The 21,380-nt window shown below is 67.3% G+C and carries 17 protein-coding genes and 2 pseudogenes; 14 read left to right on the top strand and 5 right to left on the bottom strand.

Annotated features, from left to right (window positions below; translation table 11 throughout):
• Positions 1 to 110 precede the first annotated feature (110 nt).
• On the top strand, positions 111 to 809 hold the full coding sequence (locus SSPN_RS0119215; protein ID WP_010307526.1) for a response regulator: 699 nt from the start codon (positions 111 to 113) through the stop codon (positions 807 to 809).
• Between the two features lie 550 nt (positions 810 to 1,359).
• Here the strand turns inward: SSPN_RS0119215 and SSPN_RS44575 are convergent.
• A pseudogene (locus SSPN_RS44575) lies at positions 1,360 to 2,080 on the bottom strand (superoxide dismutase).
• A 171-nt stretch (positions 2,081 to 2,251) separates the two neighbouring features.
• Here SSPN_RS44575 and SSPN_RS60010 point away from each other — a divergent pair.
• From SSPN_RS60010 to SSPN_RS0119200, 3 genes are read left to right on the top strand one after another with little or no spacing between them, the layout of a single operon-like run.
• Positions 2,252 to 2,644, top strand: a complete 393-nt coding sequence (locus tag SSPN_RS60010; RefSeq protein WP_237710667.1) for an SAM-dependent methyltransferase — start codon at positions 2,252 to 2,254, stop codon at positions 2,642 to 2,644.
• Entirely contained in the window at positions 2,611 to 3,189 is a 579-nt protein-coding gene (locus tag SSPN_RS60005; protein WP_237710666.1) for an SAM-dependent methyltransferase, read from the top strand. The genes SSPN_RS60010 and SSPN_RS60005 overlap by 34 nt, the downstream gene beginning before the upstream one ends.
• Positions 3,190 to 3,228: 39 nt before the next feature.
• Positions 3,229 to 4,344: an acyltransferase family protein gene (locus tag SSPN_RS0119200; RefSeq protein ID WP_237710665.1), complete on the top strand. Its 1,116-nt coding sequence runs from the start codon at positions 3,229 to 3,231 to the stop codon at positions 4,342 to 4,344.
• A gap of 56 nt (positions 4,345 to 4,400) precedes the next feature.
• Here the strand turns inward: SSPN_RS0119200 and SSPN_RS0119195 are convergent, their stop codons facing one another.
• Positions 4,401 to 5,768 (bottom strand): S28 family serine protease, encoded by a 1,368-nt coding sequence (locus SSPN_RS0119195; RefSeq protein ID WP_010307524.1) that lies wholly within the window; start codon positions 5,766 to 5,768, stop codon positions 4,401 to 4,403.
• 148 nt (positions 5,769 to 5,916) lie between these two features.
• Between SSPN_RS0119195 and SSPN_RS0119190 the strand changes: the two genes are divergently transcribed.
• Complete coding sequence (locus SSPN_RS0119190) at positions 5,917 to 6,312, top strand: PPOX class F420-dependent oxidoreductase (protein ID WP_010307523.1); 396 nt, start codon at positions 5,917 to 5,919, stop codon at positions 6,310 to 6,312.
• Positions 6,313 to 6,476: 164 nt separating this feature from the next.
• Here the strand turns inward: SSPN_RS0119190 and SSPN_RS0119185 are convergent, their stop codons facing one another.
• Complete coding sequence (locus SSPN_RS0119185) at positions 6,477 to 7,421, bottom strand: coiled-coil domain-containing protein (protein ID WP_010307522.1); 945 nt, start codon at positions 7,419 to 7,421, stop codon at positions 6,477 to 6,479.
• Between the two features lie 270 nt (positions 7,422 to 7,691).
• The gene (locus SSPN_RS0119180) at positions 7,692 to 8,267 is read right to left on the bottom strand and encodes a TetR/AcrR family transcriptional regulator (protein ID WP_010307521.1); all 576 of its coding nucleotides are present in this window, start codon (positions 8,265 to 8,267) and stop codon (positions 7,692 to 7,694) included.
• Between the two features lie 467 nt (positions 8,268 to 8,734).
• Between SSPN_RS0119180 and SSPN_RS0119175 the strand changes: the two genes are divergently transcribed.
• From SSPN_RS0119175 to SSPN_RS44565, 7 genes and pseudogenes are all read left to right on the top strand, one after another.
• Positions 8,735 to 10,228 (top strand): aldehyde dehydrogenase family protein, encoded by a 1,494-nt coding sequence (locus SSPN_RS0119175; protein ID WP_010307520.1) that lies wholly within the window; start codon positions 8,735 to 8,737, stop codon positions 10,226 to 10,228.
• 187 nt (positions 10,229 to 10,415) lie between these two features.
• Complete coding sequence (locus SSPN_RS0119170) at positions 10,416 to 11,966, top strand: APC family permease (protein ID WP_010307519.1); 1,551 nt, start codon at positions 10,416 to 10,418, stop codon at positions 11,964 to 11,966.
• Between the two features lie 280 nt (positions 11,967 to 12,246).
• Positions 12,247 to 13,794, top strand: a complete 1,548-nt coding sequence (locus tag SSPN_RS0119165) for a GMC family oxidoreductase (RefSeq protein ID WP_010307517.1) — start codon at positions 12,247 to 12,249, stop codon at positions 13,792 to 13,794.
• Between the two features lie 308 nt (positions 13,795 to 14,102).
• Positions 14,103 to 15,140: a glycosyltransferase family 2 protein gene (locus SSPN_RS0119160; RefSeq protein WP_010307516.1), complete on the top strand. Its 1,038-nt coding sequence runs from the start codon at positions 14,103 to 14,105 to the stop codon at positions 15,138 to 15,140.
• A 9-nt stretch (positions 15,141 to 15,149) separates the two neighbouring features.
• A pseudogene (locus SSPN_RS62765) lies at positions 15,150 to 15,302 on the top strand (GtrA family protein); the annotation flags it as partial.
• Positions 15,259 to 15,627 carry a GtrA family protein gene (locus tag SSPN_RS62760; protein ID WP_420188269.1) on the top strand — a complete coding sequence of 123 codons (369 nt, stop codon included), beginning with the start codon at positions 15,259 to 15,261 and terminating at the stop codon, positions 15,625 to 15,627. The pseudogene SSPN_RS62765 and the gene SSPN_RS62760, both read left to right, overlap by 44 nt.
• Before the next feature lie 11 nt (positions 15,628 to 15,638).
• Complete coding sequence (locus tag SSPN_RS44565) at positions 15,639 to 17,873, top strand: hypothetical protein (RefSeq protein ID WP_010307515.1); 2,235 nt, start codon at positions 15,639 to 15,641, stop codon at positions 17,871 to 17,873.
• A gap of 1,119 nt (positions 17,874 to 18,992) precedes the next feature.
• Here SSPN_RS44565 and SSPN_RS0119150 read toward each other — a convergent pair.
• Positions 18,993 to 19,553: a helix-turn-helix domain-containing protein gene (locus SSPN_RS0119150; protein ID WP_010307514.1), complete on the bottom strand. Its 561-nt coding sequence runs from the start codon at positions 19,551 to 19,553 to the stop codon at positions 18,993 to 18,995.
• 48 nt (positions 19,554 to 19,601) lie between these two features.
• On the opposite strand from SSPN_RS0119150, the gene SSPN_RS0119145 reads away from it, so the two are divergent.
• Together SSPN_RS0119145 and SSPN_RS0119140 are read left to right on the top strand one after the other, a co-directional pair.
• On the top strand, positions 19,602 to 20,771 hold the full coding sequence (locus SSPN_RS0119145; RefSeq protein ID WP_010307513.1) for a benzoate/H(+) symporter BenE family transporter: 1,170 nt from the start codon (positions 19,602 to 19,604) through the stop codon (positions 20,769 to 20,771).
• Positions 20,772 to 21,068: 297 nt separating this feature from the next.
• Complete coding sequence (locus tag SSPN_RS0119140) at positions 21,069 to 21,317, top strand: benzoate/H(+) symporter BenE family transporter (protein ID WP_010307512.1); 249 nt, start codon at positions 21,069 to 21,071, stop codon at positions 21,315 to 21,317.
• Positions 21,318 to 21,380 lie beyond the last annotated feature (63 nt).

Genomic DNA, 21,380 nt, shown 5'->3' with positions numbered 1-21,380 from the left:
CGGCTAGCGCTGAACAGGCAGATCTGTCATCGTCGCGGCGGTTCAGTGGAGGTGCACAACGCGCACGGCGCGGTCTTCACCGCGCGATTGCCGCTGGAAGGGCCGAGAGCGTGATCAAGGTGTTGGTGGTGGACGACGACTTCATGGTCGCCAAGGTCCACAGTGGATACGTAGCTCGGGTCGAAGGGTTCGAGGTCGTCGGGGTGGCCCACACCGGAGCCGACGCGATCCGCGCCGTCGACGAGCTTCGCCCGGAACTCGTGCTGCTGGACATCTACCTGCCCGACATGGACGGCCTATCGGTGCTGCGGCAACTGCGCGCGAGCACCGAGCGGCCCTCCGCCGACCCCGACGTCATCATGATCACCGCGGCCCGCGACCTGGACACCGTGCGCGGCGCGATCCGCGGCGGCGCGCTGCACTACCTGATCAAGCCGTTCAGCTACGACGCGCTGCGCGACCAGCTGGAGAACTTCCGTTCGCTGCACCAGAAGCTCAGCGAGTTGCCAGGCGATTCCCCGGCCGCGCAGCAGGACGTCGACCAGCTCTTCGGCACCCGCAGCCGCTCCACGGCACCGCCGCCGAAGGGGCTGGCCACCGAGACGGCGGAGATCGTCGAACGCATCCTGCGCGAGACGACCGCGGCGGGCGAGGACGTGTCGGCGACGGAATGCGCCGACGCCGCCGGGGTTTCGCGCGTCAGCGCGCGCAAGTACCTGGAGCACTTCGTGACCTCGGGCCGCGCCGAGGTCCGCCTCCGCTACGGCAACACCGGCCGTCCGGAACGCCGCTACCGCTGGACGCACTGACCGGCCGCGCGAAACGCCCCCGTCAGGTTCGTCCCCAGTTTCAGTTGAAAACTGTCCGCAGACGGTGTGGTGCGAGTTGCACTGAGCCCATTCATCCTTGGCCGATCCGCAGCCGCGACGCTGAAAGCCGCACGGAACGGGGCTGCCGCCTTAGCCCACCCGCACAACCGGCACCGCCGCAGGTTCTCAACGGTCTTCTCGCGAGGACAGCCCGGACGCGACAGGTCATACGTGCGTCCGGGCTCCCACAGCGACCAGGGACGCGAGCAGCGGCGCCCGCCAGCCTCGATGTTGGACGGGGACGTGGGTTGACACCCGAGAGGTCCTAAGTGGCCGGTCGGTGCGGCGCGGATCCGACGGACGCGTCATTGACCCATGATCGTAACGGTTCCGGCCTTTGTGTAATTCACAGCTGGACAACATTTCCAGAATCGGCCGCTAGGCGGGCCCTAATGCACGACCGGGGCCGTGAGTCTCTTGGGCTGCTACGACTGTTCAAAAGACCCACGGCCCCGGAACCGGCGAAACTGCCTCGCAGTAATGCCTTCCGTCAGGCGTTGGCGAGACGGAGGCCGTTGTATCCGGCGCGGGCGTCGGCGAAGCGCGCGGCGACCTCGTCCCAGTTGACCACGTTCCACAGATGCTTGACGTAGTCGGCCTTCACGTTGCGGTACTGCAGGTAGTACGCGTGCTCCCAGATGTCGAACGCCAGCAGCGGGGTCGTGGCGATCGACAGGTTCGCGTGGTGGTCCCGCAGCTGCTGCGTGATCAACCGCTGACCCACCGGGTCCCAGGCCAGCACGCCCCAGCCGTTGCCCTGGATCGTGGTCGACACCGCCTCCATCTGAGCGCGGAACTTGTCGAAGGAACCGAAGTCCTCGTCGATGGCCGCCGCCAGCTCCTTTCCCCTGGATCGTGGTCGACACCGCCTCCATCTGAGCGCGGAACTTGTCGAAGGAACCGAAGTCCTCGTCGATGGCCGCCGCCAGCTCGCCGGTCGGCTTGTCCCCGCCGTTGGGCGAGAGGATCTTCCACCACACCAGGTGCAGCGAGTGCCCCGCCAGGTTGAACGCCAGCGTGGTCTCCAACCCAACGATGGAGGAGAAGTCGCCCTTCTCCCGCGCCTCGGCGATCTTTTCCACCGTGTCGTTGGCGCCCTTGACGTACGCCGCGTGGTGCTTGCTGTGGTGCAACTCGTTGATCTCACCGGCGATCGCCGGCTCCAACGCCGCGTAGTCGTAGTCCAACTCCGGCAACACGTACTGCGCCATCGGTCTCTTCCCCTTCACTGATCTTGCGTTCGCCGAAAGTCTCGAACCTCAAGCGCGCTAAAGGTCAATGGGTCAATGACACGTCCGGAGTGTTCTCAATCACGTTTCATCCTGTTCGACCGGCGTTCGGGCGACTACTCTGCGCTTCCTGCACGGTTACCCGGAGGCACCATGCCGGACCACGCCCAGCTCCCGCAGGACCTCGCCCCGGACCGCCCGAGCGGCGCCAGGGTCTACGACTACTTCCTGGGCGGTAGCTGCAACTTCGCTTCAGACCGCGAACTGGCCCGGCGGCTCCTGTCGGTGGCCCCGGACGTGCGGCTGAACGCGCTGGCCAACCGCGCCTGCCTGCACCGGGTGATCCGGATTTGCCTGGCCACGGGCGTGCGGCAGCTCCTCGACGTCGGCTGCGGCCTCCCGGCGATCGGCACCCCGCACGAGGTCGCCCAGCAGCTCGTCCCGCGCGCGCGTGGTCTACGTTGCAACTCAACCATCGCCAGCAGGATTGTGGACGCTCGTCCCGCGCGCGCGTGGTCTACGTCGACAGCGACCCGGTCGTCGTGACGCACGGCGAACCGCTCCTCAACCGCACTCCGAACGCTGCCATTGCGCAGGCCGACCTGCACGACATCGACGAGGTGCTGGTTACGGAACGGGTTCGGCGGCTGCTCGACTTCGAGCAGCCGTTGGCGGTGCTGATGTTCGCGGTGCTGCACCACATTCCCGATCACGACGACCCGGCCGGCCCGAGCCACGAGTACCTCGCCGCCGTCGCCCCCGGCTCGCCCCCGGCGCTCACCCACCTGACCGCCGACCACGCATCGGAGACCATGCGCGCGGTGACCGACCTGCTGCCGGCAGCCAGCACCCCGGGACGCTGCACAGCCGGGCCGATCTGGAGTCCCTACTGGACGGCCTCCACCTTTTCGAACCGGGGGTCGTGCCGATCGCGTAGTGGCGGCCTGAGCACGGCGACCTGGACCTTTAGCCTCCCACCTCGCTCGGTTACGCCGCCGTGGCGCGGAGACCGTGAGCAACCCGACATTGGCCGAACAGGCCAACGAAATACGCTGTTTGCACTGATCAAACCGGCTGTAATGGGGAAATAATCCGACAAATAGGCTGGTACGGTGGCGGGTGTGCCCGAGATGACCGCAACGCGTAAAACCCAAGCCTCGGGCCGGAGCAAACGCAAGATCAGCTGGGACGTCGTGCGAACCAGTTGCGTCCTGCTCGTGATGTGCTACCACTCCACCTTCCTCAGCACCTATCTGCACCCCGAGATGACGCCGCGCAACGTCGTCTTTCCCTACCAGGTCGGCGCCAGCCTGCTGCTGGTGATCTCGGCGTACTTCGCCTGCGTCACCATCGGCCGCGGCACCGCGCTGCGCTATTGGTGGGGACGCATGGCCAGGCTGTTCCCGCCGTTCGTCGGCGCGGTCGTGGTGATCTTTGCGGTGATGCGCTGGGTGGCGGTCGAAGCCTGGTTCTACCCGAGCCTCAACGACCTGTGGTGGAACCTGCTGATGCTGTGGAACTGGAAGCCAGCGGACTACTGGTTCATCGACGGTTCACATTGGACGGTGCCGCTGCAGCTGATGGGCTTCACCGCGGCCGCGTTGCTGTTCCGCACCAGGTGGGGCCACGGGCGGCGAATCATCTTGGTGCTGTGGGCGGCGGTGCTGGTACCGATCGCGCAGTGGCCAGTGCGGGTGGCCGACAAGTCGGAGCTCTACCGCACGATCGTCGACGGCATCGGCGTGCACCGCTGGCACCTGTTCGTCGCCGGGGTGGCGATCTGGCTGTGGTCGACCCGGCGCATCGGCCTCCTGCACTTCGCGGCGATGCTGGCGGCCTGCATGCTCGGCCAGGCGCTGCACAACTACACCGAAACGCCGGAAGGCCTGATCGCCGACTGGGGCTCAACGGTCGCGGTGTGCATCGGCATGGTCGTGGTCGCGCTGACGGCATTCGGGCCGGACTGGAACCGGATCTTCCCGGAGTGGCTGGCCGGGCGGATCCGGTGGTTCGCCGGGATCTCCTACGGCGTGTTCCTGGTGCACCAGACGATCGGCTACATCGTCATGAAGAAGCTCGACGAGATCGGCGTCGACCCCCTCCTGCAGACGGCCGCGATGCTGGTTACCGGTACGGCGCTGGGCTGGACCCTGACCCACGCCGTCGAGCGCCCAACGCACAAGTTCCTGATGCGCGCCTACGACGGCCTCGCCACCCGCCGCCGCACCCGATCCAGCGAGGTGTGAGGGGCACCCTTGAGCGATTCAACCGCTCAAGGGTGCCCCTCACCTCGAAAAATTCGTCAGATCGGGTGGCGGGTCAGGGGTTCCGCGTCGAGCGGGGTCAGGACGCGGACGGGGGCCGGGGCGTCGGCCCAGCGGCGGACCGCCGCTTCCGCTTCCGCTCGCTGCCGGTCGGGCAGGCCCTCGATCTTCGCTCCGTGGTTGGCGCCGGGGACCAGGTAGCTGAAGGAGTCGCTGGTGCCGCTGCCGAGTTGGAAGGGTTCCGCGCTCCACGGGTCGCGCTCTCCGTTGACGAACATCAGTTCCGCGCCCTGGCCGCGCACCCACGCGTCGATCTGCAGCATCGACCCCGGTTTGAAGTCCATCGGGATGTCGCGAGACACCAGATTGCGGGGCTGGTTGAGCTGCCGGTGGTGCAGCAGGTCGGCCAGCAGTTCGTCGGAGACATCGGGCCAGCCGAGCTGGGTGCCAGCCTGGTAGTAGTACGGCGCGTACGGCTCGATGCCCTGGTCGGTGTAGAGGGAGAACTGCGCGGTCTCGTCGAAGAACGCGTAGATCTCGTCGGTGCTCGCAGTGGTCGCCGGGATCTTGGCGCAGTCCTGCTGGCCCCGGTACTGCCAGAACGCGAACGGCGTGTCGAGCACGACCATCTCCAGACCCCGGTCGACGTCACCGATGATCCGGTCGAAGGTCAGCCCCTCCGCCTCGGCGTAGGCGTTGAACTTCGCCAGCATCTCGTCACGCCGGACCAGCGCCTCCCGCTGCACGGCGAGCAGCGCGTCCCGGCAGGCCGGGTCGGTGCCGACCGAGGCCAGGAACTCGTCGTAGCTATCGCGGTCGTTGTCGACGTCGTTGGGTGCCACATAGGCGACGGTCCCGGCCACGTCGTCGGGATAGAACCGGCGGTGGTAGACGGCCGTCATGCCACCCTTGCTCGCCCCGGTCGTGATCCATTTCTGCTGGTAGATGGACTGCAGCGCGGCGATCACCCGGTGCTGGTCGGTGGCCGCCTGCCAGATGTCCAGGTCGTTCCAGTCGGCCGGATCGGGCCGGGACGGGACGAAGAACCGGTGCTCCAGGTCGACCTGGTTGCCGTCGACCAGCCGCGTCGGCTCGGTGCGGCTGACCTTGCTCGGCAGCTCGTAGCCGGTCGTGTAGAGCACGGTAGGCCGGTCGAGATCGCGGTGCAGCAGGGTCAGGCGCTGCTGGAAGCCCCCGGCTGTCGGGTGCCGGTGGTCGCTGGGCTGCGCGAACGTCAGGTCGAAGAGCCGGAACCCCGGCTCGGTGGGCCGCTCGCCGACGACGGTCAGCCCTGGCACCGCCTCCAGCCGCTCCCGGATGTCGTCCGGCGGGGACGCGCCCACCGGGGCTCCGACGAGGAGCATGCCGCACACCACCGCAAACGTGACGAGACCGCGCCAGTTCATTCCGCCTCCTGCTAGGCCCGAGATCACGCCGAAACTAGTTCCGCCGGGGTACAGCGGGAAGGCCTCGGCGTGTTCTCGCCGTTTCCTGTTGTGCCAGCTGGAATCCTCGCCGCAGGTAACGAGAACCGCCTCCCGGAAGGACGAATCGATGCCGAAAGAAGAAATGCCGCCGGACGTGCACGAGCTGCTGTCCCGCCCGAACCCGGCGGTGATCGCCACCGTCAACGCCGCCGGCGCGCCGGTCTCGGTGGCCACCTGGTACCTCTGGGACAGCGGAAAAGTGCTGGTCAACATGGATGCGAGCCGGGCACGACTGAAGCACGTCAGGGCCGATCCGCGCGTGTCGCTGACGGTGCTGGACAGCGCGAGCTGGTACCGGCACGTCAGCCTGCGCGGCCGGGTCACCGCATTGGAGGACGACCCAGACCTGACCGACATCGACCGGCTCGCCCAGCATTACCTGGGCGAGCCGTACCCGGTCCGCGACCGGCCGCGGGTCAGCGGCTGGATCGAGGTGGACGCCTGGCACAGCTGGGGCGGGTGACAGCCGGGCCGGCGGGTGCGGGGTGGAGCGAACGGCCTGTTCACCTCAATAGACGGCACGAACAGGCCGTTCGCTCCACCCAACCCGACACCCGAACCCAGCGAACGGACCACCCACACCGATAGACGGCACGAACAGGCCGTTCGCTTCACCACCCGTTCAGGTCAGGCGGCGGTGTCCGCCTCCTGGGGGACCGGCTCCTCGTCGCGCTGCTTGGGCACGCTGACGTCACCGGACGGGATCTGTCCACTTTGGACGACTTCGCCGACGTAGCCGTCGGACGCCTCGCTCGCCGCGCCGGCCTCCGTCGCCCCCAGGAACGGCTCCGCCGCGGCCAGCACCTGCTGCGCGGCCCGCACGCGCTCCGCGACGTCCTGCCGCATCCGCAGCATCGTCTCGGCGTACTCGTCGGCTCGCCGGATCCGCCGGTCCGCTTCCGCGGTCGCTTCGCGGACCCGCCGCTGCGCTTCTTCGCGGCTCTTCTGCTCGCGCTCGGCCTGGATGCGCTTCGCCTCTTCGCGGCGCGCCGCCATCGACACCTCGAAGTCGTGCTCGACCTGGGTGCGGCGTTCCTCGGCCGAGGTGTCCAGCCGACGGCGGCACTGCTCCGCTTCGCGCGCCATCGCCTGGACTTCCTCGCGGGTGCGCGCCAACATCTCGCTGCGCTGCTGCTCGGACTGGCGGCGCCACTCGTCGGCCTCCGCCACCAGCTTCTCGTAGCGTTCCCGGAGTTCGGCTGCGGCCTGCTCGGACCGCGCCCACTCGTGCTCGGATGCGGACTGCGCGGCGGCGACGATCTCGTCCGCCTCGTCCTGCGCGAGCCGGACCATCCGGCGTAACCGGTCCGACAGCGCCGCGGCGTCGATCGGCGAGCGCGCCTGTTCGTCGAGCTGCTGCTTGAGCGACTCGACCTCGGCACGCGCCTGGTTCAGCTGCGCCGTCAGGTTGCCGACCTGGCTGAGCGCCGAGTCCCGGTCCTCGGTGACGAGCCGGATCTCGTTCTCGGTCTGCTGGATGTAGAACTTCACCTGTGATCGCCGGAACCCGTACCATGCCGTGTCGAAATCCGCCTTCAGCGGTACCAGTTCGCGGTCTTCGATGTGCCCCACGGTCTCACCCCGCTCGATTGATCAACGTTGCTTGGGAGCGAGCCACGCCCCGACGCAGCAAGTCCGTTGTACACCTGAAAAGCGTGTCGCGATGCCCGCCGCAGGGCTGAACTGTTCAGCCCCGAGCACCGGGCTACGCGCGGTGCCACGGATCGCCAGCCCCATTGTCCACTGCCGCGGCGAGTGGGATCAACTCCCCTGATTCCGGTGCAAGGCAACGGTCATCCGATGTTGACCATCCATACACCAGCGCGGGATTGCCTGCTGGAATCAGGTTTTCGCGCCCGCCCCGAGGACTCGGCGGAAGATCGTCTCGATTTCGTCTCGGCCCGGCACCGATTCCCGGACGACGCCTTGCAGCAGCAAACCGCAGAACAGAACGGACAAAGCACGCCCGGTGGACGGATCGGTGTAGGAGGCGAACAGCTCGGCCAGCGCGGTGTCCCATTCCTGGCTGACGTGGCGCAGCGCGGGTTTGTGCAGCGAGGCGATGTAGAGCTGGTGCTCGACGACGGTCTGCGGCAGCGCCGGACCGAGGTAGTGCAGCACCAGGTCGGTCAGCGCGATGGCCAGGTCGCAGTCGCGTTCGAGCCGGTCGGCCCACTCCTGGAGGTGCTCGACGTCGTCCTCGGCGGCCTGCCGCAGAGCGCTGGCGAGGAGGTCGTCGAGGGTGGCGAAGTAGTAGGTGGTCGACCCCAGCGGAACACCCGCCGCAGCCGCCACGGCACGATGCGTGAGCTTCTCCACCCCGCGCTCGGCGACGACCGTGATCGCGGCGCGTGCGATGCGCTCGCGGCGGGCCGGGTCCTTGCGGCGCGCGGCGGGCGCGGGCGGGATGGTCGACATTCGCTTCGGCGTTCCTCCCGTGGGCTTCACAACGACACCTAGCCTGCCATGTGGACCAGCGAGAGCGATGCGGTCCCGGTCACCGGATCCGCGTTCGTCCTGTTCATCACGCTTTTTTCGATGATTCATCCGAAAGCCCAGCACCCGATGATGTACAGATGTACAGGATCGGTGTTAGGGTCTTCCGCAGCACTGCGCCGAACCACAGGCGCTAACCCGCCACCGAATGGACCGCCAGGAGGTGAATTCCGCAAATCGCGGGTCGCCGGTCCCCATTCGGAGAATTGCGTGCCGCCCGCGGTTACCGGCGGCGCAATGGGCGGGCGCGCCTTAGTGTGGATGAGCGAATCGGATCGTGGCAATGCGTACACACCTGTACCAGTGGCAATGCGCACACCTGTACCAGAAGTGCGCATTGGTGCGGTTCCGGCGCAAAAAAGCACAATCGACATCACGGGGAACGAGCCATGTCGCAAGCTGAGAATTCGACGCCCTCGCTGTTCATCGATGGCGAGTGGGCGTCGGCCGCTGACGGTCGCACCCGCGAGATCCGCTGCCCAGCCGATGGCACGCTGGTGGCCACGGTCGACGAAGCCGGGACTGCCGATGCCGAGCGGGCCATCGCCGCCGCGCGCCGCGCCTTCGACGACGGCTCCTGGACCGCCACCTCGGCCTGGGAGCGCGGCGACCTGCTGCTTCGGGTGAGCGACATCCTGGTGCGCGACAAGGCGGAGTTCGCCCGCGCCGAATCGCTGGACACCGGCAAGCGGCTGGTCGAGAGCGAGTACGACATGGACGACATCGCCGCGTGCTTCCGCTACTTCGGCAAGATCGCCGGCACCGACGCGGGCCGCATCGTCGACGCCGGCTCGCCGGACGCGATCAGCCGCGTGCAGTACGAGCCGGTCGGCGTGTGCGGCATGATCACACCCTGGAACTACCCGTTGCTGCAGGTGGCCTGGAAGGTCGCCCCGGCGATCGCGGCGGGCAACACCTTCGTGCTCAAGCCCAGCGAGCTCACCCCCAGCACCGCGATCCTGCTGATGCGCGCGCTGGCCGAGGCCGGACTGCCCGCCGGGGTCGGCAACCTGGTGCTGGGCACCGGCGCCGAGGTCGGGTCGGTGCTGGCCGAGCACCCGGACGTCGACCTGATCTCGTTCACCGGAGGCCTGCACACCGGGCGCAAGATCTCGGCCGCCGCGGCGCCGACGGTGAAGAAGGTGGCTCTGGAGCTCGGCGGCAAGAACCCGAACGTCGTGTTCGCCGACGCCGACTTCGAGCCTGCGGTGGACTACGCGCTGACCGCCGTGTTCCTGCACTCCGGGCAGGTCTGCTCGGCCGGGGCGCGGCTGATCGTGCAGGACGAGCTGCACGACGCGCTGGTGGACGAGATCGTCCGCCGCGCCGAGCTGATCCGCATCGGCGGCCCGTTCGACGAGGACGCCGAGACGGGGCCGCTGATCTCCGCCGCGCACTTGAAGAAGGTGGACGACTACGTCGTCAAGGCCGTCGCCGAAGGCGCCGTGCTGCGCACCGGGGGACGCCGCCCCGAGGGCGAACGCTACGCCAACGGCCACTACTACCTGCCCACCGTCCTCGCCGACGTCAAACCGGGCGGCTACGCGGTAACCGAGGAGTCCTTCGGCCCGGTGCTGACCGTCGAGCGCTTCACCGACGAGGACGAGGCGGTGCGCATCGCCAACGACACCCACTACGGCCTGGCGGGCGCGGTGTTCACCGGCGACCCGGGCAAGGCGCAGCGGGTTGCCAACCGGCTGCGGCACGGCACCATCTGGATCAACGACTTCCACCCCTACCTGCCGCAGGCGGAATGGGGCGGCTTCAAGCAGTCCGGCATCGGACGCGAACTGGGCCGGGCCGGACTCGGCGAGTACCAGGAGGCAAAGCACGTCTACCAGAATCTGCGGCCCGCAGCGCAGAACTGGTTTTCCGGAAAATAGCGAGGAATTCGCTTCACCCGCGGCGGTGACCGAACCATTGCCGCGGGAACTGCGCGGCCCGTCCGGCCGCTTTGCCCGACACCGCCGATGTAAGCGGTGATCTTCGCGCTACGCAAAGCAACCACCCGATTCGTTCCCCTGCCCGCATCCGGCGGGCGGGGGCATGGTCGGGAAAGGAGTTCGGGGCATGAGCGCACCCAATTACGATGCCGAGCTCAACGAGTTCGGCTACACCAACAAACTGAAGAGAAGCCTCGGCGGATTCGCGACCTTCGCCGCCGGGATCAGCTACATCTCGGTACTCACCGGCACCTTCCAACTGTCCTACTTCGGCCTGTCCTTCGGGGGCCCCGCCTACTGGTGGTCCTGGCCGATCGTGTTCGTCGGGCAGTTACTCGTGGCGTTGAGTTTCGCCGAGCTGGCGTCCCGGTACCCCATCGCCGGCTCCATCTACAACTGGGCCAAGAAGCTGGGCGGTCAGCACATCGGCTGGCTCGCGGGCTGGATGATGCTGCTGGCCTCGATCGTGTCGATCTCGGCCACCGCGCTGGCCTACCAGAACACGCTGCCGCAGATCTGGTCCGGCTTCCAGCTCATCGGCGACGGCAGCACCAGCACCGAGCAGGCCGTCAACGGCATCCTGCTGGCCCTGGTGCTGATCCTGTTCACCACGCTGGTCAACGCCTTCGGGGTGAAGCTGATGGCCCGGATCAACAGCGCCGGCGTGTTCATCGAGCTGGTCGCGGCGGTGTTGCTAATCATCGCGCTGGCGCTGGTAGTGGTGAATCCGCCGACGGTCGTGTTCGACACCAACGGCACCGAGTCCGCCTTCGGCGGCAACTACCTGGGCGCATTCCTGGTCGCCGGGATCGCTTCGTCGTACGTGATGTACGGCTTCGACACCGCCGCGTCACTCGGCGAGGAATCCATCGACCCGCAGCGCAACGCCCCCGAGGCGATCCTGCGGGCGCTGATCGCCTCGTTCATCCTCGGTGGCCTGATCATCCTGCTCGGTCTGATGGCGACCCGGGACTTCTCCGCGCCGCAGCTGGCCGAGAGCGGCCTGCAGTTCGTGCTCAACGACGCGCTGGGCCCGCTCGTGGGTCGGCTGTTCCTCCTGTCGATCTTCGTGGCGATCACGGTCTGCGTGCTGGCGGTGCACACGGCGGCGATCCGGATCGCCTTCGCGATGGCCCGCGACAACGCGTTACCCGCTGGTTCGTTGCTGGCGCGGGTCAGCCCGCGCTTCCGGACGCCGATCGTGCCGGCCGTGGTCATCGGCGTGCTCGCGGTGGCCCTGCTGGTGGTCAACATCGGGCAGCCGCAGATCTTCACCGCGGTCACCAGCCTGGCGATCATCCTGATCTACATCTCGTACCTGCTGGTCACCGTGCCGATGCTGGTCGCGCGGCTGCGCGGCGAGTGGTCTGTGCCAAAAAGCGAGGCCAAGCAGCCGCGCCGGTTCGGCCTGGGCAAGCTCGGGTTGCCGATCAACGTCCTGGCCGTGCTCTGGGGCTTGGGCATGACGATCAACCTGGCGTGGCCGCGCCGCGAGGTCTACAACGCGGAGCCGCCGTACCACTGGTACCTGCAGTACAGCTCGCTGCTGTTCGTCGGAGCCGCGGCCGTAGGCGGGTTCGCGTACTACTGGTTCGTCCAGCGCCACAAGGTCGGCGTGCTCGCCGACCACGCCGCGGAGTCCCCTTCGGACATCAGTGCCACGAGCCCGGTCGCCTGAGCGCCCGCGCTGGTGACGTGCCCAGCGGACTTGACCGCACCCAGCATCAGGCAAACGGCATAGCCGCTTCCCGCAACGCACGCGACCGGCACCGCCGCGGGTTCTCAACGGTGTCCTGCGGGGACACCCGCGCCTCGGGCGGCTCGCGAGGCCAGCCCCGATGTGGCGTATTGGACATACGTGAACCGGGGATCCAGTAGACGAGAGGGCTTTTGAGGTTCCGCTACCCGCACCGCCGAGCAAGGTGACCAGAACGTTCATTCCAGAAACGGAGATTCCAGTGGCAGATCAGTTCGACTACGTCGTGGTGGGTGGCGGCAGCGCCGGCGCGGCCGTCGCGGCGCGGCTGTCGGAGGCCCCGGACGTCACCGTGTGCCTGCTGGAGGCCGGCCCGTCCGACGTCGACGACAAGGCAATCCTGGAGCTCAAGCGCTGGATGGCGCTGCTGGAGTCCGGCTACGACTGGGACTACCTGATCGAGCCGCAGGAGAACGGCAACTCGTTCATGCGGCACGCGCGGGCCCGAGTCCTCGGCGGCTGCTCCTCGCACAACTCCTGCATCGCGTTCTGGGCCCCGGCCGAGGACCTCGACGAGTGGGAGTCGATGGGCGCTACCGGTTGGGGCGCCAAGAACATCTTCCCGCTGTACAAGCGGTTGGAGTCCAACGACGGGCCGGGTGAGCACCACGGCCGCAGCGGCCCGGTGACCATCCGCAGCGTCCCGCCGGAGGACCCGTGCGGCGTCGCGCTGCTGCAGGCCTGCGCCCAGGAAGGCCTGCCGATCACGGAGTTCAACTCCGGCAAGACCGTGGTGCACGGCGCGAACTGGTTCCAGATCAACGCGCGGGAGGACGGCACCCGGTCCTCGTCGTCGGTGTCCTACCTGCACCCGAATCTCGACCGGCCGAACCTGGAGATCCGCACCCATGCCTGGGCCAAGAAGGTCACCTTCGACGGCACCAGGGCCACCGGCGTGCAGTACCTGGACGCGGACCTGATCCACACCCGCACGGTGACCGCGCGCCGCGAGGTGGTGCTGTCCACCGGCGCCATCGACAGCCCGAAGCTGCTGATGCTCTCCGGCATCGGGCCGGCCGAGCACCTGCGCGAGTTCGGCATCGACGTGCTGGTCGACTCCCCCGGCGTCGGCTCCTACCTGCAGGACCACCCGGAGGGCGTGATCAGCTGGGACGCCAAGCAGCCGATGGTCACCGACTCCACGCAGTGGTGGGAGATCGGCATTTTCACCACCACCGAGCCGGGTCTGGACCGGCCGGACCTGATGTTCCACTACGGTTCGGTGCCCTTCGACATGCACACCGTGCGGCAGGGCTACCCGACCTCGGAGAACAGCTTCTGCCTGACCCCGAACGTCACCCGCGCCCGCTCCACCGGCACGGTCCGGCTGCGCAGCCGGGACTTCCGGGATAAGCCGAAGGTCGACCCTCGGTACTTCACCGACCCGCACGACATGCGGGTGATGACCGAGGGCATCAAGCTCGCCCGCAAGATCGTGGCGCAGCCGGCGATGCAGGGCTGGGCCGGTGCCGAGCTGTTCCCGGGCCCGGACGTGCGCACCGACGACGAGATCGCGGACTACATCAAGCGGACCCACAACACCGTCTACCACCCGGCGGCCTCGGTCCCGATGGGCGCGGACGACGACCCGACGAAGCCGGTTGACGCGCGCCTGCGGGTCAAGGGCGTGCAGGGCCTGCGGGTGGCGGACGCCTCGGCGATGCCGTTCCTGGTCGCGGTGAACCCCAACATCACCACGATGGCCATCGGCGAGAAGTGCTCCGACATGCTCAAGGAGGACAACCGCTGATCCGGTGCGGTTGAGGGCACCCGTGCCGCTCACCTGCACCCCGTGCATCGGATTGATCAACTAAACGGCCGCTGACCAGCGGTGCTGGTCGCCGTTTGCCTCCGGCGAGTCCGTCCTCACCAACACCCCGTCGTGCGTGGATGTCTGGCGTCGTTCGCAAAGATCTGCCAGCGACGGCCGGTGTCCGAGGCGCCACTCGCGCAATAGAACTCCCGTTGTTCTGCGGCATTGCTAGAGCAGTCCTATCGTGGCGGTCTGGGGTGTCCTACGGGACGGGGATGGGCTTTACAGCGGCTGGGGGAGGCCTTATGGATCTGTCCATCGTGGTTCCCTGCTGCAACGAAGGGGACGTGCTCGACGACTTGACAGACCGGCTGTCGGCTGTCCTTCCCAAGATCACCCACGACTACGAGGTCATCCTCGTCGACGACGGCAGCTCGGACGAGACCCTCGCCAAGGCGCGCCGGGCCAGCGTCGAGCATCCTGGCTTCCGGTTCGTCGCGCTGAGCCGGAATTTCGGCAAGGAAGCGGCACTCGTAGCGGGGCTGCGCCATGCCACGGCCAGTCGTATCGCCGTTTTGGATGCGGACCTGCAGCACCCGCCGGAAATGCTGCCCGACATGGTGAAGTTACTAGACTCGGGCTACGACCAGGTGGTGGCGCGGCGGAGCCGCCACGGGGAGTCGTTCGCGCGGACGGCTCTGTCTCGCCTGTACTACTGGGTTGTGAACAAGCTCGTCGACGTCTCCCTTCAGGACGGGGTTGGCGACTTCCGTCTGTTGTCGCGGCGTGCCGTCGACGCGTTGCTCTCATTGCCGGAGCACAACCGGTTTTTGAAGGGGCTGTGTTCCTGGATCGGCTTCGACACGGCCACGGTCAGCTACCGCAACGTCGTTCGCAGCGGCGGCAAGTCGAAGTGGTCGGCCGGAAAGCTGTTGAACTACGGCATCGACGGGATTCTCTCGTTCAACAACAAACCGCTGAGGGCGGCCATCTACCTCGGCGCACTGATCACGGTTCTTGCGTTCTGCTACGCCACGTTCGTTGTCGTCAACACGCTCGTGTCCGGGGTGCGCGTTCCCGGCTACGCGACGCTGGTGGTCGCTGTCGCTTGCCTCGGCGGCATCAATCTGCTCGTCCTCGGGGTCATCGGCGAGTACCTGGGGCGGATCTATGTCGAGACGAAACGCCGGCCGTCTTTCTTGATCAAGGAAACCGGGCCGGTAGACACGGCGGCAGCATCGACACGCTGGATCAGAGAGCGAGACACACCGCAACAGCGTGACGGGCGGCAGACGACGGTCAACGGCCACGATCCGGCCAAATGGGCGTCCAGCGGCGGTTGAGGGGCAACGGTGCCGGGCGGGCGGAGCGGGTCGCGGTTGGTGCGCTTCTGTTTGGTTGGCGTGGCGAACACTGCGGTGCACTACGCCGTCTACATCGCACTGTGGTTCGTGGTGCCGTATCTCGTCGCGCACCTCGTCGCGGCTTCGGTCGCGATTTCGGTGTCGTACCTGCTGCCTGCTGAACTGTTACTACACCTTCCGCGTTCCGCCAACGCTGCTGAAGTTCCTGCTGTACCCGCTGTCGAACCTGACAAATCTCGCGTTGAGCGCGGCCGCGGTCTACACGCTTGTCGAGTACGCACGGGTCGACTCCCGGATCGCGACATTCGCAGGCGGGGTTGTCGCTGTGCCGGCGACGTTCTTCGTCTCCAGGCTCGTCCTTACACGGACGTCTCTCGTGGTGGGCAGGTCGGGCAGCGGTAGGCAGGCCAGCAAGGAACCGAGCAGTGCGGCACGGAGGAGCCGATCTTCGGGGTACAGCTGCTGAGAGGAGTGCGGGTGGCGAACACCGTTTCTCTGGACGAGACGGACGTTCCGGCGGAACAAAAGACTCCGCGTGCCGGGCCGAACGGAGCTCGGTTCGGGTTCGCCGCGCTGACCTGCGCCTTGGCGGGCTTGCTGGCGCAGTTTCCACTCCTGAGGAATCCGCTGGCCTACTACACAGACGATGCCGCAATCCAGATCCTGCCCACGTGGTTCCGCCTCGGCGAACAGGTCCGCAGCGGGTCCTGGCCAGTCACGCTCGACGTTGGCTCGTGGATGGGTGGAAACCTCGTCCTCGAGTCGTTGTTCGGCGTGTGGAACCCGGTCAACGCGCTCGTGTGGGTATTCGTGTCCATCATGCCGGACCTGGCGCTCGCCGGAGACGTCGTCCGCTCGGCGGCGTTCTCGGCGATCGCTCTCGGCTCATATCTGCTGTTCCGGGAATACGGGGCGCGCTCATGGGCCGCGAGTGTGACCGCCGCTCCCCTACCGTTCTGCGGATCGCTGTTCTTCTTCGACGCGGTCAAGTGGCCAGCCGCGCTGCTGGCGTTCGTGTGGATCCCGTACCTGTGGTGGGTTACGCGCCGAATGGCCAAGGGGAAGGGCAACGCCGTCTGGGTCTTCGTCCTTGGGGTGCTCGCTGTGACCGCCGGCAACCCGTACGGGATGCTCGGGGTGTGCGGCGTACTGTTCGCCGTGCTCATCGAAACCGCCGTCAACCGGCGCTGGCGGGTGACCGGTGAGGTGTTCCTCGCATCGGCGGCAATCGCCGCGGTTGCGCCGCTGGTATACCTTCCGCTTCTGCTTAGCTCCCAAGTGACATGGCGTAGCGCCGGTGGTTCCCCGCGCAACACCGGCGAACTCACCCCGAACCTGAGTGACCTCCTGAATGCGAGCTTTCCCGACTACGTCCCGGAAATCCCCAACGTCGGGGACTCGGCAGTCTTCTTCTGTTGGTTCGCCGTCCCGCTGGCGGCCTGGTTCGACTGGTCGGTGGTGCGCCAGCGACGTCGGGAACTAACCGGCTGCCTGGTGTTTGCCGGGATCTTTCTACTGCTGGCGATCGGCCCGTCTGATTTGTGGATGTTCCGTTGGCCGCTGCGGCTTCTGCACTACGGCTACCTCGGTCTCGCGGTCCTGCTGGCCGTCCTGCTGTCCGCCGGGCTGCGCACCGACCACCTGCGCCGACGAACGATGATCGCAACCGCGCTGCTGCTGTTCTGCTCCTACCTCGGATGGGCCGCCAACCCGGCCCCCTCGATGCTCCGGCGCCAAGTCCTCACCGTGCTCGGCCTGGCCGTGCTGAGCGGCACGGCAGTGTGGGCATTCCGGCGGCTGGGCACACGAGGACTGGTTGCGGTCGTACATGCCGGCACGGTGGGGACTTTCGCGTTGCAAGTGCACTGGTTCGTCGATGGGCACACGCCGCCGCCCTACTACTACCCCACCAACATCGCCGAAGCGCGCGCTCACTTCGCGCACCGCTATCAGGGCGCGGTGTTCCAGATATCCGACCTCGGGGGGATCGGCCCACCACGGCCGGGTCCCGAGGCGTGGCACGATCTCATGCCCGGCAGCTTCTACCAAGCAACCGGGATCGAGAGCATCAACGCCTACACCGGCATGGGATTCTCCGCGCTATCGAACGCGGTGTGCCTGTCCTACAACGGTTCCGCCTGCGTCGATGCCTACTCCGCTCTGTGGCAGCGCGTTCCCGGCACGGAAGCGCCCCTCGCGAACCTGTTACGTGTGGACACCGTCGTCGTTCAACGGCGGCTGATTCCCGAACCGGTCGTGCCAGCAGGTTGGCACGTGGTGCGGCGAACAGACCTCATCACCGTGCTCGAACGCACTGTCGCTGCACCGCGCACGAACGGACGGCTCAGCTGGGCATCACCGAACGTGCGTGTCACGGCGAACACGGTACTGGACAACCGCCACGAAACAGTAAGGTTCAGCCGGTTGGACAGCAGAAGCGGACACCTACTCCTTGCTCGACTCGCGTGGCCGGGCTACACCGCGAAGATGGGCGACAGACAGCTCCCCACCCACCCTGGCCCTGCCGGGCTGCTCCAGGTCGACATCCCAGCCGACGCGCCGAATTCCTCAGACATCCGCATTTCCTGGTCGCCACCCGGTATCCGCATAGCTCTCATATGCGCGGCGCTTGGCGCACTGACCACCACCGCGCTGGCGGCGGCGCAAGCCCACCAGCGCCGCCACGCGGCGCTGCGGAGAGCGAGCAGGTAGCAGACGCTGGAGCGGGTCCGGTCCGGCAATTCGGATGGCATCGTCATTTGCGCCGCACTGAGCACCCGCGTACAGGATACACGACAACAATTCCCAGAAATCACTTAGGCGCAATAGGAATTACTATCGTCTACTGTGGACATCACGCGCACGACTGGTGGCCATGAACCCGCAGGCCAATGCGCCAGACAGGTGACCGGTGAAATCAGACCACTCAGGGCGGGGGTGATTGCTCTCCTCGTTGAGGTATCGCCCTGGCGCGAACCCGGCCATTACTGTAATGACGTGACTGCCGACGTCGGAGCGCAGATCAAGCGGGCATGACAACGGCTCGGTATGAGCCGGGCTGTACTTGGTGGGCTGGTTGGCCGGTCTACCGAATGGGTCAAAGCGCTTGAGGTCGGTCGCTAAAACTAGGAGTCAGCTAAACGGGTGAGGGTACAAAAGGCTCCTGCCACCCCTGATCACCCCGCCATACATTCCCGGGTATGGCGGGTTCTTCTTTGTTGCCTCAACAGCCCAGCATCGCTGGCACGACGACCGAATCTCCCCCCGAATACGCTGACGTGTGGGCGGACCACGCTGGGAACGTCCACGAGCGGAACCCACGGGACCGCACCAGCACCCGATGCGGACTGGTCGCCGGAATCGCCTCCGCCCGAACGACCGCCGTTCGGGCCTGCGACGCGTGCATTGACGAGAACCTCAAGGACTACGCCTGCAAACACAACTGCACCACAGCGGGATGCTGCCGTTAGACCCCGGTGCGGGCGTCGTCATTTCCTACCCCCGACCGGCACCCGCACCGGCACCCGCACCGGCATCCGCACCGGCATCAGCGCCGGTCCCCGATCCGATCCGGTGCCGCACCGCGCGCCCCTCTCGGAGTCACCGGGCCGCGCCTGGCCCAGGCGCGACGACGAAACTTCCGGACCGCGACTCGGCCAGGCATCCAGCCTGACCAAAAGTCCGGCCACGGTAAGGACGCCTGACCCACTACACCGCTTCGCCCTGCTTCGGCTCGGCTCGACTTACGCCCGAAGCAGGGCTCCGTGTTACCCGTCGTGACCAGCGGTACCACACAAGCGTCGATCGGTTTGCTATGGCAACCCAAAAGAATCACGCCCCTACGTAGCGCATCACGAGGGTCGCGGAGGCGTCGTCCTCGAGCGCTTGGTAGACGTGGTCCACACCGCCGTCGAAGCGGATGTAGTCACCCGGGCCGAGCGTCTCTGGCGCGGACTCCGGACCGACGACGAGGGTTCCGGAGTGCACCAGCAGCTGCTCGATCACCCGCGGCCGGTGCGCGCCGGACACGTACCGGGCCCCGGCTCGCACGTGCAGCCGGTACACCTCCAGTTGCTGGCCGCCGCTGCACACCCGGTCCATCAGCTGCACGTCCACCGTCTGCCCGGAGAGGTCCGAGCCGCTTGCCCGGTTGACCACCACCGCCTCCTCCGCGCTCCCCTCGGACTCCGCGACCAGCAGCCACCCCAGCGGCACGTCGAGCACCGTCGCGAGCGCGTAGAGCGTCTCCAGCGTCGGATTGCGCCGACCAGCCTCCAGCTCCGACAGCGTGCCCTTGCCGATGCCGGCCCGGCGGGCCGTCTCGGACAGCGACAGGCCGCGCAGCGCTCGGGCGGCGCGCAGGTTCGCGCCCACGACCTTGACCAGCTCCACCGCTACCTCCTAGCATCGCGTCGTTCCATAAACAGAACGGAAGCTCCGGTGCAGTTACGGCAACAGCTCCCGACCGCCCTGCCGATGTCCACATTGGTCTCCGGCGCCATCACCACGTTGGTCGGCGTGGTGAGCTCCGCAGCCATCGTCTTCCAAGCCGCGCGGACCCTCGGCGCGGGCCCCACGGAAATCGGCTCGTGGATCCTCGCGCTCGGCGCGGGCATCGGCGTAACCTCGGTCGCCCTGTCGCTCCGCTACCGGGCGCCGGTCGTGCTGGCCTGGTCCACGCCCGGTGCCGCGCTGCTGGCCACGAGTGGTCAAGGTACCTCGATGGCCGAAGCGGTCGGTGCGTTCCTGCTCGCCGCGGCGCTGACGGTGCTGGTGGGGCTCACCGGCTGGTTCGAGCGGGCGGTCAACCTGATCCCGCCGTCGATCGCGTCCGCGCTGCTCGGCGGCGTGCTGCTGCAGTTCGGCCTGGGCATGTTCACCGCCATGCAGACCCAGTTCTGGCTGGTGCTGGCGATGTTGGCGGGCTATCTGCTCGGCAAGCGGCTGCTGCCCAGGTACGCGGTGCTCATCGCGCTCGTGATCGGCGTGGTGCTGGCCGCCGCCCAGGGCTCGTTGCGCTTCGACGGCGCCGGCTTCGCCCTGGCCACGCCGGTGTGGACCTGGCCGAGCTGGTCGCTGCACTCCATGATCAGCCTGGCCGTTCCGCTGTTCGTCATCACGATGACCTCGCAGAACCTGCCCGGCATGGTGACGCTGCGCGCCCACGGCTACACGACGCCGCTGTCCTGGACCGGGGCGGTGAACGTGGTGCTGGCACCGCTGGGCTGCTTCGGAATCAACCTCGCGGCGATCACCGCGGCGCTGTGCATGGGCCGCGACGCGCACGAGGACCCGGGGCAGCGCTACAAGGCCAGCATCGCCTCCGGAGCCTGCTACCTGCTGCTGGGGGTCTTCGGGGCGATGCTCGGCAGTCTCATCGCCGCGTTCCCGCTCGCGCTGATCACCGCGCTCGCCGGGATCGGCTTGCTGGACACCATCGGCGGCTCGCTGGCCAAGGCCACCGAAGACCCGGGCAGCCGCACCGCCGCGCTGATCGCGTTTCTGGTCACGGCCTCGGGCCTGATGATCTTCGGCATCGCGTCGGTCTTCTGGGGCCTGCTGGCCGGGGTCATCGCCCACCTGATCACCAGGAAACCCGCCAGCGCCTGAGAGCGGAGCGAACGGCCCGTTCACCTCTTCCATAAGGCCGTTTCGGAATGCGCTGGTTGAAGCGAACGGTGTGGAGTGAACGGACCGTTTGTGCCGTCTACCGGGGTGGACAGTCCGTTCGCTTCACGTCAGTGCGCTGGGGCTTACGTTGGGTGTGTGGAGTGAGCGGACCGTTTGTGCCGTCTACGAGGCTGTTGTGGTTTTGGTTTTGGGTGTTGTGGTTTGTCGGCTGCCAGGAGTAAGGGACCACCTCAGAGCCGGTTTTGCCAGGAGCATGGGACCACGGTCTTCGGGGCGATGCTCGGCAGTCTCATCGCCGCGTTCCCGCTCGCGCTGATCACCGCACTCGCTGGGATCGGCTTGCTGGACACCATCGGCGGCTCGCTGGCCAAGGCCACCGAAGACCCGGGCAGCCGCACCGCCGCGCTGATCGCGTTCCTGGTCACGGCCTCGGGCCTGATGATCTTCGGCATCGCGTCGGTCTTCTGGGGCCTGCTGGCCGGGGTCATCGCCCACCTGATCACCAGGAAACCCGCCAGCGCCTGAGAGCGGAGCGAACGGCCCGTTCACCTCTTCCATAAGGCCGTTTCGGAATGCGCTGGTTGAAGC

The sequence above is a fragment of the Saccharopolyspora spinosa NRRL 18395 genome, from assembly GCF_000194155.1.
Classification (GTDB): domain Bacteria; phylum Actinomycetota; class Actinomycetes; order Mycobacteriales; family Pseudonocardiaceae; genus Saccharopolyspora; species Saccharopolyspora spinosa.
Note: the sequence above shows the minus strand (reverse complement) of the source record. Positions and strands in the feature narration are given on the sequence as shown.